The organism is Maribacter arcticus (genome assembly GCF_900167935.1).
Taxonomy (GTDB): domain Bacteria; phylum Bacteroidota; class Bacteroidia; order Flavobacteriales; family Flavobacteriaceae; genus Maribacter; species Maribacter arcticus.
Window position 1 is genome coordinate 70,874 of record NZ_FUYL01000011.1, and the last position, 17,877, is coordinate 88,750.

The 17,877-nt window shown below is 35.7% G+C and carries 12 protein-coding genes; 3 read left to right on the forward strand and 9 right to left on the reverse strand.

Features of this window, described 5'->3' with window-relative positions:
* Positions 1 to 49: 49 nt before the first annotated feature.
* The 6 genes from B5X55_RS16085 to purL form a co-directional block, all read right to left on the reverse strand.
* Entirely contained in the window at positions 50 to 1,861 is a 1,812-nt protein-coding gene (locus B5X55_RS16085; RefSeq protein ID WP_079513756.1) for an acyl-CoA dehydrogenase FadE, read from the reverse strand.
* Between the two features lie 78 nt (positions 1,862 to 1,939).
* Positions 1,940 to 3,130, reverse strand: coding sequence for an acetyl-CoA C-acyltransferase (locus tag B5X55_RS16090; RefSeq protein WP_079513758.1), 1,191 nt, complete (start codon positions 3,128 to 3,130; stop codon positions 1,940 to 1,942).
* Between the two features lie 4 nt (positions 3,131 to 3,134).
* Positions 3,135 to 5,540 (reverse strand): 3-hydroxyacyl-CoA dehydrogenase/enoyl-CoA hydratase family protein, encoded by a 2,406-nt coding sequence (locus B5X55_RS16095; protein ID WP_079513760.1) that lies wholly within the window; start codon positions 5,538 to 5,540, stop codon positions 3,135 to 3,137.
* Positions 5,541 to 5,555: 15 nt separating this feature from the next.
* Positions 5,556 to 6,005 carry a MarR family winged helix-turn-helix transcriptional regulator gene (locus B5X55_RS16100; RefSeq protein WP_079513761.1) on the reverse strand — a complete coding sequence of 150 codons (450 nt, stop codon included), beginning with the start codon at positions 6,003 to 6,005 and terminating at the stop codon, positions 5,556 to 5,558.
* Between the two features lie 379 nt (positions 6,006 to 6,384).
* Positions 6,385 to 8,154, reverse strand: coding sequence for an AMP-dependent synthetase/ligase (locus B5X55_RS16105; protein ID WP_079513763.1), 1,770 nt, complete (start codon positions 8,152 to 8,154; stop codon positions 6,385 to 6,387).
* Positions 8,155 to 8,320: 166 nt separating this feature from the next.
* The gene (gene purL, locus B5X55_RS16115) at positions 8,321 to 12,037 is read right to left on the reverse strand and encodes a phosphoribosylformylglycinamidine synthase (RefSeq protein WP_079513767.1); all 3,717 of its coding nucleotides are present in this window, start codon (positions 12,035 to 12,037) and stop codon (positions 8,321 to 8,323) included.
* Positions 12,038 to 12,300: 263 nt separating this feature from the next.
* Here purL and B5X55_RS16120 point away from each other — a divergent pair, with 263 nt between their 5' ends.
* Together B5X55_RS16120 and B5X55_RS16125 are read left to right on the forward strand one after the other, a co-directional pair.
* Positions 12,301 to 12,666 (forward strand): winged helix-turn-helix transcriptional regulator, encoded by a 366-nt coding sequence (locus B5X55_RS16120; protein WP_079513769.1) that lies wholly within the window; start codon positions 12,301 to 12,303, stop codon positions 12,664 to 12,666.
* 172 nt (positions 12,667 to 12,838) lie between these two features.
* A complete protein-coding gene (locus B5X55_RS16125; protein ID WP_079513771.1) occupies positions 12,839 to 14,434 on the forward strand; it encodes a zinc-binding metallopeptidase family protein in 1,596 nt (531 codons plus the stop codon).
* 98 nt (positions 14,435 to 14,532) lie between these two features.
* Here B5X55_RS16125 and B5X55_RS16130 read toward each other — a convergent pair whose 3' ends face one another.
* A complete protein-coding gene (locus B5X55_RS16130) occupies positions 14,533 to 15,747 on the reverse strand; it encodes an RsmB/NOP family class I SAM-dependent RNA methyltransferase (protein WP_079513773.1) in 1,215 nt (404 codons plus the stop codon).
* Positions 15,748 to 15,883: 136 nt separating this feature from the next.
* Between B5X55_RS16130 and B5X55_RS16135 the strand changes: the two genes are divergently transcribed.
* The gene (locus B5X55_RS16135) at positions 15,884 to 16,927 is read left to right on the forward strand and encodes a WD40/YVTN/BNR-like repeat-containing protein (RefSeq protein ID WP_234999768.1); all 1,044 of its coding nucleotides are present in this window, start codon (positions 15,884 to 15,886) and stop codon (positions 16,925 to 16,927) included.
* A gap of 1 nt (position 16,928) precedes the next feature.
* On the opposite strand, the gene B5X55_RS16140 is transcribed toward B5X55_RS16135, so the two are convergent.
* Both B5X55_RS16140 and B5X55_RS16145 read right to left on the reverse strand, forming a co-directional pair.
* Positions 16,929 to 17,366, reverse strand: a complete 438-nt coding sequence (locus tag B5X55_RS16140; RefSeq protein ID WP_079513775.1) for a hypothetical protein — start codon at positions 17,364 to 17,366, stop codon at positions 16,929 to 16,931.
* On the reverse strand, positions 17,359 to 17,865 hold the full coding sequence (locus B5X55_RS16145) for a hypothetical protein (RefSeq protein WP_079513777.1): 507 nt from the start codon (positions 17,863 to 17,865) through the stop codon (positions 17,359 to 17,361). Before B5X55_RS16145 ends, B5X55_RS16140 begins: the two co-directional genes overlap by 8 nt.
* Between the last annotated feature and the right edge of the window lie 12 nt (positions 17,866 to 17,877).

Here is a 17,877-nt window from a genome sequence, read left to right on the forward strand (position 1 = left end):
ATTAGGGCGGTTTAAATTCAATTTACCAAACAACAAAAGGTAATCTGAATTAGTCAAAGGTATACCCGTTATCAGCAGCTACTTTGTCGGCAATTTGCGTGCGTAAAGCTACTACATTCGGGTTGTTTGTATATTTAGTAAAACGTTTAAGTCCCATTAACATCATACGTTGCTCATCACCTTCAGCAAAAGAAATAATTGCTTCTTTCCCTTTCTGAATTATAGTTTCAGTTGCATTGTATAAGTATAATTTTGCCATTGCAATTTGTGTAGCTTGTTCAGCTTCACCAAAGCGTTTGGCATTTTTTTCAGTTCTCAAAATTGTTGATTCTGCCATGTACACTTCAATTAAAATATCAGACGCAGCTAACATTAATTGTTGGTGATTTTCTAACTCGGGGCCATATTTTTGAACCGCTGAACCAGCAACCATTAAAAATACTTTTTTCAATCTTGTTACTACATCTTTTTCCTCAGCAAATAATTGAGAAAAATCAGGAGTATCAAAAGATGGAATACCCATTAATTCTTCACCAACTTTCGTTGCAGGACCTAAAAGATCTACATGACCTTTCATAGCTTTTTTAACAAGCATTCCTACTGCTAACATTCTGTTGATTTCATTCGTACCTTCATAGATACGAGCGATACGAGCATCTCTCCATGCTTTTTCCATAGGAGCATCGGCGCTAAAGCCCATGCCGCCAAATATTTGTACGCCTTCATCAGTACAGCTTTGTACGTCTTCAGATACAGCAACTTTAAGTATTGAACATTCAATAGCATATTCTTCAACACCTTTAAGTTCCGCTTCTTGATGCGTATTTCCAGCAGCCTCGCGCATAGCTATTCTGTCTTCAATATTTTTTGCAGCTCGGTACGAAGCAGATTCATCGGCATAACAATTGGTAGCCATTGTTGCTATTTTGGATTTAATAGCACCAAAATTCATAATAGGAGTTTTAAACTGAATACGCTCATTCGCATATTTAGTAGCTTCACCTATCACTCGACGTTGAGCATCTAAACAAGCAGCTGCAAGTTTAATTCTACCAACGTTTAAGGCATTCATCGCTATTTTAAATCCGTTACCTCTTTCAGATAACATATTTTCTACTGGGACTTTTGTTTCATTAAAGAATACCTGACGAGTAGAAGAGGAGTGAATACCTAATTTTTTCTCTTCGTCACCCATAGAGATTCCGTTAGCTGGATCATTTTCTAAAATGAAACCTGTAATATTTTTATCATCTTCAATTCGAGCAAAAACGATAAACATATTACAGAAACCTGCATTTGAAATCCACATTTTTTGTCCTGTTATGTTGTACGATTTACCATCCGCAGAAAGAACCGCCTTAGTTTTTCCTGAATTTGCATCAGAACCAGCGCCAGGTTCAGTAAGACAGTAAGCTCCAAACCATTCACCAGAAGCTAACCTTGGAACATATTTTTGCTTTTGCTCCTCTGTTCCATAAAGGGTAATAGGCATAGTGCCTATGCCTGTATGAGCCCCAAATGCAGTACTAAAAGAACCTGTTGCACCAGAGATATAATCACAAACCAACATGGTAGAAACGAATCCCATTCCCATGCCACCGTAAGATTCAGGAACTGCAACACTTAACAACCCTAATTCACCGGCCTTACGCATACATTCTTCAGTGTAGGCATAATCTTTATTTTCAAAACGTTCCCAATGTGCCCAAAGCTCTCGGTCAACGAATTCTTTTGTGCTATCACGCATCATTCGTTGCTCTTCGCTTAAATCTTCTAATGTGAAAACATCTTCACAATTGGTTTCTTTGACAAGGAATTGTCCTCCTCTAAGAATGTCTTTATTTACTGTATCTGTACTCATGTTTAAATTGTATTACGTATAAAGTAAGAAGTATTAAGTTTTCTTTAAAACCTTTAATACCTATTACAACAATATTTTTTAGTTTAAAAATTCAAAAATTCCTGCAGCACCTTGCCCTGTACCAACGCACATGGTCACCATTCCATATTTGCCTTGCATATTACGCTTACGCATTTCATCAAATAACTGTACAGAAAGTTTAGCTCCAGTGCAACCTAATGGGTGGCCTAAGGCAATAGCGCCGCCATTTACATTGACGATATCTTGATTTAAATTTAATTCACGCATTACTGCTATTGATTGAGAGGCAAAAGCTTCATTCAATTCAATCAACTCAATATCATTCTGTTTTAATCCTGCTTGTTTTAAAGCTTTAGGAATAGCCTTAACTGGTCCAATACCCATAATGCGTGGCTCAACACCAGCTGCAGCATAATTGACTAAGCGAGCAATTGGCTCAAGATTTAGTTCCTTTACCATATCTTCACTCATAACTAAAACAAAAGCAGCACCATCACTCATTTGAGAGGAGTTACCAGCAGTAACACTACCGCCAGCAGCAAATACTGCTCGTAAACCAGCCAATGCCTCTTTACTGGTACCTTTTCTTGGACCTTCATCTTTATTTACAGTGTAGCTTCTTGTTGCTTTTTTTCCATTTTCATCAACGTATGTTTCATCAACTGTAATTGGAACAATTTGATCTTGAAAGCGATCTTCAGCTTGAGCTCTTAATGCTTTCATGTGCGAATTATAAGCAAACTCATCTTGGTCTTCACGAGAAACATGAAATTGATTGGCTACTGCTTCAGCAGTATTTCCCATTCCCCAATAATAATCTTCATGTCCAGATTTAACGGTGTCATAATTTAGTTCTGGCTTAAAACCGGTCATAGGAACAGAACTCATACTTTCAGCACCACCTGCGATGATACAATCAGCCATTCCTGACTGTATTTTTGCTGTAGCAATACCTATTGTTTCAATTCCGGATGCACAAAAACGATTTACTGTTACCCCGGCAACGTCAACACTATCTAAACCAATTAATGATATAAATCGAGCCATGTTTAGACCTTGAGAGCCTTCTGGCATTGCATTTCCAACAATAACGTCATCAATACGTTTTTTGTCTAATTGCGGCAGCTCCTTCATCATGTACTGGATGGTTTCTGCAGCTAATTCATCAGTTCTTTTAAAACGAAAAACTCCTTTAGGTGCTTTTCCAACTGCTGTTCTATATGCTTTTACTATATATGCTGTTTTCATATTACTAGTTTCTTAATGGTTTTCCAGTTTTCAACATATGTTGAATTCTTTCTAAGGTTTTACGTTCAGTACAAAGTGATAAGAAAGCTTCGCGCTCTAAATCCAATAAATATTGTTCAGTTACTAAAGTAGGCTCTGATAAATCTCCACCTGCCATAACGTAGGCTAACTTGTTAGCTATTTTTTTATCATGCTCACTTATGTAGTTGCTATCTTCCATAGAATCAGTACCAACTAAAAACATACCTAAAGCTTGTTTACCAAGAACTTTAATATCTTTTCTTTTCACTGGTTGTGTGTAACCTGCCTCGGCCATTAATTTAGCATGTGCTTTTGCAGTTGCTATTTGACGGTCTTTGTTCACAACAACTATATCTTTACCATGTTGTAAAATTCCTAAGTCATAAGCCTCATAAGCGGAAGTGGATACCTTAGCCATACCGATTGTTAAGAAGTACTCTTGAAGTACATTTAATTCCACATCATTTTTATGGAATAAATCTTGAGCTCTTAAAGCAAACTCCTTAGAGCCACCACCACCAGGGATAACTCCAACTCCGAATTCAACTAACCCAATATAAGTTTCAGCTGCAGCAACTACTTTGTCGGCATGTAATGAAAGTTCACAACCACCACCTAAAGCCATACCGTGAGGGGCAGAAACTGTTGGTATTGCAGAATATCGCATACGCATCATAGTGTCTTGAAACATTTTGATTGCCATATTCAATTCATCATATTCTTGCTCAACGGCCATCATAAATATCATTCCGATATTTGCGCCAACTGAGAAATTAGGAGCTTGATTACCAACAACTAAACCTTGGAAATCTTTTTCGGCAATGTCAATAGCTTTATTTAAACCTGCAAGTACATCACCGCCGATGGTATTCATTTTAGATTGAAATTCTACATTTAAAATTCCATCGCCTAAATCTTCAACAACAACACCGCTATTTTTAAATACCTCTTTAGACTTTCTAATATTATCTAAGATGATAAAAGAATCTTGCCCAGGTATTTTTTCTACTGATTTTTTGGGAATATCATAATAAAATGAAGCACCCTCTTTTACTGAATAGAAAGATTTTTTACCAGCAGCAACCATTTCATTAACCCATGCAGCAGGAGTTTCTCCTTCCGCTTTCATAATTTCTAATCCTTTTTCGATACCAATAGCATCCCAAATTTGAAAAGGACCATGCTCCCAGCCAAAGCCAGCTTTCATGGCGTCATCAATTTTATAAAGCTCATCGGTTATTTCAGGAATTCTATGAGAAACGTAAGCGAATAATGCAGCAAAACTTTTTCTGTAAAATTCACCAGCTTTATCCTTTCCGGCAACTAAAACCTTAAAACGGTCTGCTACTTTATCAATAGTCTTTGTCAGTTCTAACGTAGCGAAACTTGCTCTTTTGCTAGAACGATACTCCATCGTATCTAGATCTAAGGTCAAAATTTCAGTTTTACCTTTATCGTCTTTAGATTTTTTATAAAAGCCTTGTCCTGTTTTACTACCCAACCATTTGTTTTCCATCATGGTATTGATGAAACTAGGTAGTTTAAACAACTCTAATTTTTCGTCTTCTTTACAATTGTCAGCAATACCATTAGCAACATGTACAAGTGTATCTAGACCAACAACATCTACAGTTCTAAACGTTGCAGATTTTGGTCTTCCAATTACAGGTCCAGTTAGTTTATCAACCTCTTCAACCGTCATACCCATATCTTTTACCATATGGAAAAGACTTTGGATACTGAAAATACCGATTCTGTTACCAATAAATGCGGGAGTGTCTTTCGCAACTACTGAAGTTTTACCTAAAAATTGTTCTCCGTAACCATTTAAAAAGTCTAAAACTTCAGGTGAGGTTTTAGGGCCAGGAATAATTTCAAAAAGTTTTAAATAGCGAGCAGGGTTAAAAAAGTGAGTTCCACAAAAATGCTTCTGGAAATCTTCACTACGACCTTCACTCATAAAATGTATAGGAATACCTGATGTATTAGATGTGATAAGTGTACCAGGTGTTCTATGCTTCTCTAAGTTTTCAAAGACTATCTTTTTAATATCAAGTCTTTCAACAACAACTTCAATAATCCAATCTACTTTAGATACTTTGGCAATATCATCTTCTAAATTCCCAGTAGTAATCCTATCTGCGAATTTTTGGTGATAAATAGGAGATGGTTTAGATTTTAATGCTGCCGCTAATGAATCATTCACCATTCTATTACGAACAACCTTGTCTTGCAAGGTTAATCCTTTTGCCTTTTCCTTATCATTAAGTTCACGCGGAACAATGTCCAACAATAAAACCTCTACGCCAATATTGGCAAAATGACAAGCGATACCGCTTCCCATAATACCTGAGCCAATTACCGCTACTTTTTTAATGTGCTTGTTCATGTACTTTAAACTGTATTAATTTGAAATATCTTTTGAAAATAATTTTTTGTCTGAAATCAGTTTATTAATGATGTCAGTCACCTCGAAAAAGCTAGATAGTTTTTCTTCTGAAACTTCTTGTTTAACTGCCTCATTAAATCTAAGAACTGTACTTTTTGAATCGTTTCTTTTTTCTAACCCAAAATCGGTTAAATATATAAGAACACCTCTACCGTCCTTTGGATTAGGCTTTCTTAAGATGAGACCTTTTTCCTCCATACTTTTCAGTATCCTAGAGAGGCTAGTAGCTTCCATTCCCATTTTAGGCCCCAAAGAAGTGGAAGGAGTACCCATTTTCGGGTCTATACTCAATAAAGTAAATCCTACAGCCATAGTAGAATCGAAGTTTTTAGCTTCTTCATTATACATTCTTGCTACTGCTTGCCACGTAGCTCGTAATGCATAATCAATAGTTGCTTCTTTCATACTTTGGTAGTTGGTCACCAAATATAAGTAAATTTATTATGCATGCATAATAAATCGGTAAAATAATAAGAATTGAAATTAACTTCTTTAATTCACACCATATTAAAGAATTGTGCCTTCCCGTTTTTTTACTTCCTTAGCGATTATAGCACTGAAAACTAAAGGGAGTATTACTAGAGCGCATATTACAGGAACCATAAATATTTTCTACTATCTTGATTATGAGTAGTATGGTATAGACCTATTCCTAAAATAAGGACCATGATAGCTAGACCAACGATACCACTTACTCGCAAAATTTTTCTATATTTTTTTAGTTGAATTGAATTGAATTGTACTTTACTTTTCGAATGCCATCTTAATAATTAAAATTATTTACTTAATGCTCGTAGATATCATTGTAAAGTTCAATGTACTTTTCCTTTACAATTTTTCTTTTCAATTTCATGGTAGGGGTGAGGTGGCCTCCTTCTATGCTCCAAATATCAGGTGTCAATCTAAATTGTTTTATTTTTTCCCATTTAGCAAAGTTCTCGTTTGCGTTGGTAACTTCTTCTTCGAATCTAGCTATTACTTGTTCATTATGTACAAGTTCTTTATTGGTGCCAATTTCAATATTGTGAATTTTAGCCCAATTTTTCACAAAATCAAAATCAGGTTGAATTAAAGCAGCGGGCATTTTTTCACCTTCGCCTACAACCATAATTTGATCAATAAATCTAGATTGTTTAAATCTATTTTCTAACAACTGAGGTGCAACATATTTACCTCCAGAAGTTTTAAACATTTCTTTTTTACGGTCAGTTATTTTTAAGAAACCATCAGCATCAATTTCTCCAATGTCGCCAGTGTGAAAATAACCGTCGATGATAACTTCTGCAGTTTTGGCTTCATCTTTATAATAGCCCAACATTACTTGAGGGCCTTTTATGCAAATTTCGCCATCTTCAGCTATTTTAACTTCAGTACGATCCAAAGGTTTGCCAACCGTACCTATTCTAAAACCACCATTTCGCATATCATTTACAGATACTACAGGAGAAGTTTCCGTAAGGCCATAACCTTCCATTACTCCGAATTCAGCAGCATTGAAAATACGGGCTAAACGTGGTTGTAAAGCGGCACTACCAGATGCCATCACTGATAAATTACCTCCTAAAGCTGCTTTCCATTTACTAAAAATAAGTTTACGTGCTAGTGCAAGATTTTGTTCATACCACCAACCATTTTGACCATAAGGTTCATATCTTAACCCTATTTCTACCGCCCAAAAGAATAATTTCTTTTTAATTCCGGTTAAAGATGTGCCTTTAGCTATAATTTTATCATACACTTTTTCTAATAAACGAGGAACGGCTGTCATTACATTAGGCTGAACCTCTTGTGCGTATTCACTAATTTGATCTATAGGAGCAAAGTAAATACTAGTACAACAATATTGGTATAAATAGATAAGCATGCGTTCGTATACATGGCATACGGGTAGAAAACTCAATGCTTTTGAATTTCCAATTTCAATGGGAATTCTTTTAAAACTTTCTAAGGCATTACTCACTAAATTATCATGAGATAACATTACACCCTTAGGTCTTCCTGTTGTTCCAGAAGTATAAATTAATGTGGCTAAGTCGTCTGGCTTAACTGCTTCTTTTAATTTTTCTACTTCATCTTGATTAGAGGTATCTTTTCCTAACTCCAAAACTTCTTCCCAGTTTTTACAATTGGTTAAAACATCAAATGAGAATACTTCCTTTAGGGATATCACCTGGTTTTGAATAGATTTTACTTTTTCATATACTTCATCACAGGATACAAAACAATATTTAGCTTCAGAGTGGTTTAAGACATAAGCATAATCACTTTCTGAAATAGTAGGATAAATGGGTACATTTTGGGCACCTAATTGCAATATGCCAATATCCATAATATTCCATTCGGTTCTATTGTGTTTAGAGATAAGAGCAATCTTATCGTTAGGCTTAATACCTAAACGTAGTAAACCACGGCTTATGGCATTCGCCTTATCTATATATTCTTGGGTAGATATACTTATCCACTTATCATCTTTTTTAGATATTAGTGCCTTTTCTAAGGCATTTTTCTCTAGTTGATAATAGGGAAAATCGAACAGTCGGGTAACTTTTTGCATGTACAATTTATTAATGAATGCAAAATAAGCAAAGGGAATGGTATTTTAAAATGGTATTTTCATTTTAAAACCTATAATATTAAAGATTTCATATTATTTTTAATGTTACTAGTTTTATTAGGTTCATATTCAGCACACAACCCCTTTAAAACTAGAAACGTAAAAATCAACTATTTTTTTCAATCCAAAGTTTGGCATTCTTAAATGCTTCTAGCCATGGCGATACTTCATCATTTCTATTTGCTGGGTAATGTGCCCAGTTCCATGGGAAAATAGAACGTTCAATATGTGGCATTGTCACCAAATGACGACCAGTTTTATCACAAAGCATGGCAGTATTGAAATCACTTCCATTAGGGTTGGCAGGGTAACCTTCGTAACCATATTTGGCAACGATGTCATAGTTTTCTTCCGATAGGGGTAATTTGAATTTGCCTTCTCCGTGAGAAATCCATACGCCAAGTTTACTATCTTCTAAAGTTGAAAGCATGACCGAATTATTCTTTTGTATTTCTACAGACGTAAAGTTGCTCTCATGCTTGTGAGAATCATTATAGGTCATTTTGCCATGAGATTCGTGTTCTGGATTAATCAAATCTAACTCCATAAACAATTGACACCCATTACAAATACCAACAGACAATGTATCTGGTCTAGCAAAGAAGTTTTTAATAACGGTATTTGCTTTCTCGTTGTATTTTATAGCTCCGGCCCATCCTTTTGCACTTCCCAGTACATCTGAGTTTGAGAATCCGCCAACGGCACCTAAGAATTGAATATCTTCTAAATTTTCACGACCAGAAATTAAATCGGTCATGTGAACATCCTTTACATCAAACCCGGCTAAATACATAGCGTTTGCCATTTCTCGTTCAGAATTACTTCCTTTTTCACGAAGAATCGCTGCTTTTGGTCTTGCACCAATGTTATCAGAACGCACAGGAAGACTAATAGAATCCGAAGTCGGGAATAAATAGTTTAATGGCTGTATTTTATAATTGTCAAATCTATCTTTTGCTAAGCCTTTTGCAGTTTGTTTGTTGTCTAGTAAGTAAGAGGTCTTAAACCATGTATCACGTAAAGTCTCAATATTCAGACCCATTTCCATACCATTATTTTTAACGGTTAGGGTAGCTTCAGAAATAACGGTTCCTATTTTTATAGCATCGATATTTTTTGAAGAAAGTAAAGCTTCAATACTATCGTCTTTTGCTTGGAAAACGATTCCACTATTTTCAGAGAATAATACTTTAATGGTATCCATTTCCCCTAAACCAGTTAAATCTAGATTGGCGCCTAACTGCGTATCAGCAAAACATAATTCTAATAAGGTGGTGATCAATCCGCCGGAAGCAACATCATGCCCAGCAACGATTTTACCTTTTTTAATTAAATCTTGAATTGTATTAAAAACTGTTTTGAAATATGCTGAATCTTTAATAGTAGGTGTTTCATTTCCTATACTATTTCTAGTTTGTGCGAATGAGGAACCACCTAGTTTAAAACTATCTTTAGATAAATTTATATAATAAATTGATCCAGCGCCTTTTTGTAAAACCGGTTCAACTACTTTGGTAATATCATTACAGTTACCTGCCGCTGAAATCACTACAGTACCTGGAGAAATCACATCACCATCGCTATATTTTTGTTTCATGGAAAGTGAATCCTTTCCTGTGGGTACATTGATACCTAATTCAATAGCAAAATCAGAAACTGCTTGTACGGCTTTATATAAACGGGCATCTTCACCTTCATTTTTACAAGGCCACATCCAGTTAGCGGAAAGTGAAATTGATTTCATTCCTTCTTTTAAGGGTGCCCAAACAATGTTGGTAAGCGATTCGGCAATACTATTTTTACTTCCTGCAGCTGGGTCTATCAATGCGGAAATAGGGGAGTGGCCAATACTAGTAGCAATTCCTTCTTTCCCTTTATAATCTAAGGCCATTACACCACAGTTGTTTAGTGGTAATTGTAAAGGACCTACGCACTGTTGTTTGGCAACTTTACCACCAACGCAACGGTCAACTTTATTAGTAAGCCAGTCTTTACATGCTACTGCTTCTAATTGTAAAACAGCATCAAGGTAATCATGGAAAAATTCTAATGAATATTCCGCATTTTTATAATTACGTTCAACAGTTATGTCGTTCAAAATGGTCTTTGGTGAACTACCGAACATATCAGATAGAGCCAAGTCCATTGGTTTTGCACCATTTGTTTTAGATTCGAACGTAAAACGGTCATCGCCAGTTACATCACCAACTTCATACATTGGTGAGCGCTCACGGTCTGCAATACGTTTTAATAGGTCAATATCCTTTTTACCGATAACAAGACCCATACGTTCTTGAGATTCATTACCAATTATCTCTTTGGCAGATAGGGTAGGATCACCAACAGGTAATTTATCTAAATCTATTTTTCCACCTGTTTCTTCAACCAGTTCTGATAAACAATTTAAATGTCCGCCAGCACCATGATCATGTATAGAAACAATGGTGTTCTCATCACTTTCTACCATACCACGAATAGCATTGGCAGCTCTTTTTTGCATTTCAGGATTCGAGCGTTGTACAGCATTCAATTCTATTGCCGAGCTAAATTCGCCAGTATCCGCACTTGAAACTGCTGCGCCACCCATACCAATGCGATAATTATCTCCACCAAGAATAACAATTTTGTTACCTGTTTGTGGCTTATCTTTTATGGCTTGCTCAATTTTACCGTAGCCTATACCACCAGCTTGCATAATCACTTTATCGTACCCTAATCTGCGATTATGTTCGGAAGGATTTGTATTTTCTTCGGATGTTTCAAAAGGTGTGGAAGCTTCATCATATTCAAACGTTAGAACAGAACCTGTAATTAATGGCTGTCCGAATTTATTTCCAAAATCTGATGCACCGTTAGATGCTTTGATTAATATGTCCATCGGAGTTTGGTACAACCAATCTCTTTCTTTCATTCCTTTTTCCCATGGTCGTTCTTCTTCTAATCTAGAATATGCAGTCATGTAAACAGCAGTGCCTGCTAAGGGTAACGAACCTTTACCGCCAGCTAAACGATCACGAATTTCTCCACCAGCACCAGTTGCTGCACCATTAAAAGGTTCAACGGTGGTAGGGAAATTATGGGTTTCTGCTTTTATAGATATAACAGAGTCAAATTCTTTCTCTTGATAAAAATCGGGTTTGTCTGCAGTTTTAGGTGCAAATTGAATCACGGTAGGTCCTTTAACAAAAGCAACATTATCTTTATAAGCCGAAACTATATCGTTAGGAAATTCTTGTGATGTTTTTTTTATGAGCTTAAAAAGTGAAGTTGGCATCTCTTGTCCGTCAATGACAAAAGTACCGTTGAATATTTTATGTCTACAGTGTTCAGAGTTTACTTGACTAAACCCGAATACTTCTGAGTCGGTTAATTTTCTACCTATTTTTTCACTTAGATTTTTGAGGTAATCAACCTCTTCATCATTTAAGGCTAAACCTTCTTGTTTGTTAAATGCAGCTATATCTTCAATATTCAATATTGGTTTTGGTTCAACCTGAATTGTGAACATTTCTTGATTTAGCGAAGTGTATTTTTGCGAAATCATAGGGTCAAAACCATCGTGATTTTCTTTAACGGAATTAAATTCCTCAATTCGAATGATACCATCAACACCCATGTTTTGAGTAATTTCAGTAGCATTGGTGCTCCATGGTGTAATCATGGCAGCCCTAGGACCAACAAAAAAGGCGTCAAGTGACGCCGCATTTATTTTAGGTTGGTTGCCGAACAACCATATAAGTTTACTTGTATCTTCTGATGAAAGTTCCTTAGCGGTCTGTACCGCAAAAACCTTTGTGCTAGGTTCCCCAAAAAAGTGAATCATTTAATGTATCTGGTATTGATTTTTAAAGTACAAAATTAAGGTTTTACCCGTTATTATTAACGGTAAATCGAAACACTTTTAAACAAGGATTGTTAATGAAATTAAAGTACTCGAAAGAAAAGTACTTGAAATTATTAAGTAGTCTGAAAATCAGATTAATTACTTAAATAGTATTAAAGTATGTATTTAATACTTAGTTTAATTTGATTATTTTAATAAATTTGAACTTACCTAACAATTTTATAAGAAGCAAAACGAATACTATGGCGCAGCAAAAATTACAAACGAACGCATTATCATACTGCATGGATTTAATAGGAGGCAAATGGAAACCTATTATACTCTTTCATATTTCAAAAGGGATAAATCGATTCAATAAATTGTTTAATGAGATTGAAGGTATAAACAGGCAAATGTTGAGCAAGCAATTAAAAGAACTTGAGAAATCGGGAATTTTAGAACGTACGCTATTTCCTGAAATTCCACCACGAGTAGAATACACGTTAACACCGCTAGGAAAATCACTAATGACCGTTGTGCAGGCCATGAATCGTTGGGGGCAAAAGCAACAAGAAGAGGTAAAGGTTACAAAAAAGAAAGATTCGCAGCAAGCGACATTGTTTGAGTAGCCTTATGTTTATTTTCTAAGTGTCGTGCTTTTTCAAAAAGGTGAAAATATGACTAAAAAAGTCTCATAAATTTAAATTGTAGCGCTCAGGTTTTGAATTACGTAAAAATTATAGAAGGTCTCTTTTTAGAAACTTAATTTATGTATCTTTTACTAACTAATTCAAAACCAACATGAAACAAAAAACTACACTATTTACTATTGCATGCTGTCTACTCACGCTAAACGGCATCTATTCGCAAAAGAAAAAATCAAACAAACAAATTGAAAACCTAAAATCTGAGGTTGCCGCAATTATTGAAGACAATAAGAAGCAGTCTCAAGTGATGGTTGATAAGATTTTCAGTTTCTCTGAACTTGGGTTTCAAGAAATTGAATCTTCTAAATACCTGACTGGAATTCTAAAAGAAAACGGATTTGAAATTGAAAATTCCATTTCCGGGATTCCAACAGCTTGGTTTGCTACTTGGAGCAATGGGGAGGGACCAGTTATTGCTTTAGGTAGTGATGTGGACTGTATTCCGAAAGCATCTCAGTATCCTGGTGTTGCTTACCATAAACCTATTGTAGACGGTGCCCCAGGGCATGGCGAAGGTCATAATTCTGGTATACCGATGAATATTTCATCTGCATTGGCTGTAAAACAAATTATGGAGCGCGAGAATATTGGAGGTACGCTTGTAATTTGGCCAGGTATAGCAGAAGAGTTGGTCGCGGCAAAAGCATGGTATGTTAGAGACGGACTTTTTGATGATATCGATATGTGCATTTTTACGCATGTCGGTAATAATCTAGGGGTTTCTTACGGACCAACAAGAGGTACGGGATTAATATCGGTTGAATATGCTTTCGAAGGGGAAGCAGCCCATTCGGCAGGTTCACCTTGGCGTGGTAAGAGTGCTTTAGATGCCGCTGAACTTATGAATATTGGATGGAATTATAAAAGAGAACATCTGCATCCTCTAAAACGGTCCCATTCCATTTTTACCGATGCTGGGGATCAACCAAATGTAGTGCCTTCAAAAGCGGCTATTTGGTTTTATTTCAGGGATATTAAATATGAGGGAATCATGGAAATGTATGCCTTAGCAAATGATATGGCTAAAGGAGCTGCATTAATGACAGGTACTACAATGACCTCTAAAGTATTGGGTACTGCGTGGCCACGTCATTATAATAAAGTGATAGCGGAAACCATGTATTCGAATATTAAGGAGGTTGGATTACCAAAATGGTCAGAGGCAGACCAGACATTGGCTAAAGCTGTACAGACAGAAGTGAATTCTGAAAAAATAGAAGGTTTACCGATAAAATTAGATACAATAGGAATGCCAGTGATAGACCCAATTAGTGGTGGTTCTGATGATATTGGCGATATTTCATGGAAAGTTCCAACGGTAACTCTGAGATACCCTTCTAATATACCAGGACTACAAGGGCATCATTGGAGTAATGCGATTGCTATGGCGACCCCAATTGCACATAAAGGTGTCGTTGCAGGAGCAAAGGTAGAAGCGATGACGATTTTAGATTTTTTGTTGAAGCCAGACTTATTAAAAGATGCTTGGGGTTATTTCAATAATGAACAACAAAAAGAAACAAAATATCAACCTATGATTTCTGAAAGCGATATGCCTCCAATTTATTTGAATAAGGGTAAACAAGACCAGTTTAGGCCAGCTTTAGAGAAGTTCTATTACGATGAAACTAAATATGATACATATTTAGAGCAATTGGGTGTTGAATATCCGACATTGAAAGAAAAGTAAATAGAAATCTTAATTAAAAAAGCCTTGCAGATTTAACTGTAAGGCTTTTTTAATTATAAAACTATAAGCGATAAGGCTAATAGGATTTTTATGTACTATTAAATATTCTTTTCTAACAATGCCATAAAGAAACCGTCGTAGCCACTTTTTGAGGCGTATATCTTTTTGTCTTTTACTAATTTGAAATCCTTTCCTTCATCAGAACTTAAGAATGATTTTACCTGATCTCCGTTTTCCTGCGGTAAAATAGAGCACGTAGCGTAAACCATTTTTCCACCTGGCTTAACTATTTTACTATAATTTCGTAGGATCTCTTGTTGCGTTTTAACAATTTTAGCTAAAAACTCTGGTTGCATTTTCCACTTAGAATCTGGGTTTCTTCTTAAAACACCTAGTCCTGTACAAGGTGCATCGATTAAAACTCTGTCAGCACTTCCGTATAACTTTTTGTAAACCTTCGAAGAATCGATTTCACGAACTTCAATATTATGAGCACCGTTACGTCTGGCGCGTCTTTTTAATTCCTTCAACTTACTTCCGTAAATATCCATAGAAATCAGTTGCCCTTTATTTTCCATTAAGGCAGCCAAGTGCAATGATTTACCACCAGCACCAGCACAAGTATCTACAACTCGTTGCCCTGGTTCAACATCTAAAAACTCTGCAACCAATTGTGAAGAGGCATCTTGTACTTCAAACATCCCTTTTTTAAAGGCTTCTGTCACGAATACATTTGCTCGCTCTACAAGTTTTAGAGCAGAAGGATAACCTTTAATAGGCTCGGCTACAATATTTTCGTCCAACAAGGCTTTTCTTAGCTCTTCTTTAGTTGTTTTTAAAGTATTGGTTCTTAAAATAACCTCTGCAGGTTCATTAAGTTTAGCTATTTCTTCGGTCCAAAGTTTTTCACCTAAAGCCTTTTCTCCTAACTCATCAATCCAATCAGGAATAGCCTCCCTATATTTTCTAATTTGAGAAAGTTCGTCGAACCTACCTTTAATTCTTCTTTCTGGAGTAAGTTCAATCTGTTTCCAATCGGGTAGTTTAATTCCCTTTAATACCGCCCAAACAGCCCACATGCGAAAAAGGTCAGGTCTACTATATGGAGCTTTTATTTCAGCAATTTCAGTGTATAGTCTTTTATAACGAACCATTTCATAGGTGGTTTCAGCAATAAAGCCACGATCACGTGCGCCCCAGCGTTTGTCAAAACGAAGTACTTTTTGTACCACCTTGTCAGCATATTCATTTTCGTTGAATACAAGGTTTAACGCATCTATTACTGCAAAAACCAGATTTCTATGTAATTTCATTTGAATTGATATTATTTTACTTGGCTAGAAGAATATTGCCATTGCTCAAAAGTTAATCAAGTTTATAGATGGCTGTATCCTCCAAAAAATTATGGCTGCAAAGGTATTGTTTTAGAAGTGATTCCATTTATTTTTGATGAACTTTATACTTTTCGATATGCGTTATAGTTTTCTCATTCTCATTTTATTGGCTTCTTGCTCAAAAGTTAGTAAGCCGATTGTCTTTACAAGTGTTGAGGTTTCTGAAGTTTATACCGATTCATTAAGTATTCGAGCAATCGAAATCATGGGGAATAGTTTAGCATTCGCTGCTAATAAAGGAACATTTGGTACGGTCGATTTAACTACGGGTAAGGTACGTGCGAATATTGAAAAATATCATACTACAATTCCTCAATTTAGAGCTGTTGCGCATACATCTAACGATTTCTTTATGTTATCAATTGAATCACCTGCATTGTTATACAAGACAGGAAAAAATGGGCGAATGGAATTGGTGTATGTAGAAGAGGGAGAAGGTGTGTTTTATGATGCAATGACCTTTTTGAATGATATGGAAGGAATAGCTGTTGGCGATTCTATAGATGGATGTTTAAGTATTATCACAACTTCGGATGGAGGGGCTACATGGTTTAAGACACCTTGTTCGCAATTACCGGTTGGTATAGAAGGTGAGGGGGCGTTTGCTGCCAGTAACACGAATATAGTGACTGTTGGTGATGAGGTTTGGGTAGCGACCACAAGCGGTCGTATACTTTATTCTTCGAATAAGGGTAAGAAGTGGGATGTTTATACAACTCCTTTACGTAGTAATGAGCCTACCGAGGGAATTTATTCTATTGATTTTTATGATAATCAGTTAGGAGTTGTGATAGGCGGTGATTATACAAATCCTAATAATGCCTCAGCAAATAAGGCAATAACTAAAGATGGCGGAAAAACTTGGGAACTATTAGCCGATGGTAATGCCCCAGGGTATAAGAGTTGTATTCAATTTGTACCTGGGTCTAGCGGAAAAGGTATGGTAGCTTTGGGTTTTACGGGTATTTCCTATTCTTCGGATATGGGTTTGAATTGGAAGGAATTATCTCAAGATTCTTTTTATACCCTACGATTTCAAAATGATTCCGTAGCCTATGCAGCAGGTAAAAATAGAATTTCAAAGCTAGTTTTTAAATAAACTATTTGCCACCTTTATTATGACGGTATTGCTTAATTAGGTCACGCTTAAAATCTTCTTCCGCTTTTAACAATAACAATGCTTTTTTGGAAGATGTAACCTTACTAACCTTTATTAAAAATGCTTTGTCCAATTCTTCTTCATCTTCTTCGATAGAAATCTTAAGGCTCAATAATTTTTTCGCATCTTCTTCAGATAAATCGTCACTATTTTCAAGCTTATCTTTTATTTGGCTATGTTCTTTACGCATTAATGCGTGTCTCTTTTCCTCATACTCATTGTAGATAGGCCAGAATTCTTGAGCTTCTTTACTGTCAAGAGATAATTTCTCGGTAATATATGCCACTTTTAAGGACTTTATTTTTTCCCAATCTTTTTTGTGTTGGCCAAACGATATAGCGGTAAAAAGCATAAATAGCGATAGTATATACTTATTCATTGTCTTGTAAATTAAGTTCTTCAAAATCAATAGTATTGTCACTTAAATAATCTAAAATGTTTTCATTCTCTATGGATGAATTCAACATGTTCGAAAATTCGGTATCTGTAAAGGGTAGTACTTCTGCAATCTCATAAGATGTTAAATCAAATTCATTGTTTTCGAAATAGGCTTCTATGTCGGTATTTGCTAAAGCACTAATACTTAGTTCTTCTGTACTATTCCAATTATAACCTAAAAAGATTATGGCAATAGCCGCAACTGAGGCTGCAAAGGCTAAAATCTTCTTAACTGGATATAGTTGTATTACTTTTGGTTCGTTGTTCAACTTACCTTTTAATTTATCGTTGAACGTTTCAAAATAGTTATCGGGAACTGTAAATCCTTTAGCTTTCGGCATAAAGTTTTCTTCAGTTGATAATTTATCCATTAATCTATCTTCAAAACTATCGAAATAGCCTTGAGGAGTTTTAAACGGAATTTTGTTATTCTTGTTCATGATACTTATTTG

What these genes read in the sequence shown, in the direction of transcription:
- purL (WP_079513767.1), bottom strand. Translation starts at nt 12,037, where the DNA reads ATGATTCACTTTTTTGGGGAACCTAGCACAAAGGTTTTTGCGGTACAG.
- B5X55_RS16090 (WP_079513758.1), bottom strand. Translation starts at nt 3,130, where the DNA reads ATGAAAACAGCATATATAGTAAAAGCATATAGAACAGCAGTTGGAAAA.
- B5X55_RS16085 (WP_079513756.1), bottom strand. Translation starts at nt 1,861, where the DNA reads ATGAGTACAGATACAGTAAATAAAGACATTCTTAGAGGAGGACAATTC.
- B5X55_RS16105 (WP_079513763.1), bottom strand. Translation starts at nt 8,154, where the DNA reads ATGCAAAAAGTTACCCGACTGTTCGATTTTCCCTATTATCAACTAGAG.
- B5X55_RS16145 (WP_079513777.1), bottom strand. Translation starts at nt 17,865, where the DNA reads ATGAACAAGAATAACAAAATTCCGTTTAAAACTCCTCAAGGCTATTTC.
- B5X55_RS16130 (WP_079513773.1), bottom strand. Translation starts at nt 15,747, where the DNA reads ATGAAATTACATAGAAATCTGGTTTTTGCAGTAATAGATGCGTTAAAC.
- B5X55_RS16095 (WP_079513760.1), bottom strand. Translation starts at nt 5,540, where the DNA reads ATGAACAAGCACATTAAAAAAGTAGCGGTAATTGGCTCAGGTATTATG.
- B5X55_RS16140 (WP_079513775.1), bottom strand. Translation starts at nt 17,366, where the DNA reads ATGAATAAGTATATACTATCGCTATTTATGCTTTTTACCGCTATATCG.
- B5X55_RS16100 (WP_079513761.1), bottom strand. Translation starts at nt 6,005, where the DNA reads ATGAAAGAAGCAACTATTGATTATGCATTACGAGCTACGTGGCAAGCA.
- B5X55_RS16125 (WP_079513771.1), top strand. Translation starts at nt 12,839, where the DNA reads ATGAAACAAAAAACTACACTATTTACTATTGCATGCTGTCTACTCACG.
- B5X55_RS16135 (WP_234999768.1), top strand. Translation starts at nt 15,884, where the DNA reads ATGAACTTTATACTTTTCGATATGCGTTATAGTTTTCTCATTCTCATT.
- B5X55_RS16120 (WP_079513769.1), top strand. Translation starts at nt 12,301, where the DNA reads ATGGCGCAGCAAAAATTACAAACGAACGCATTATCATACTGCATGGAT.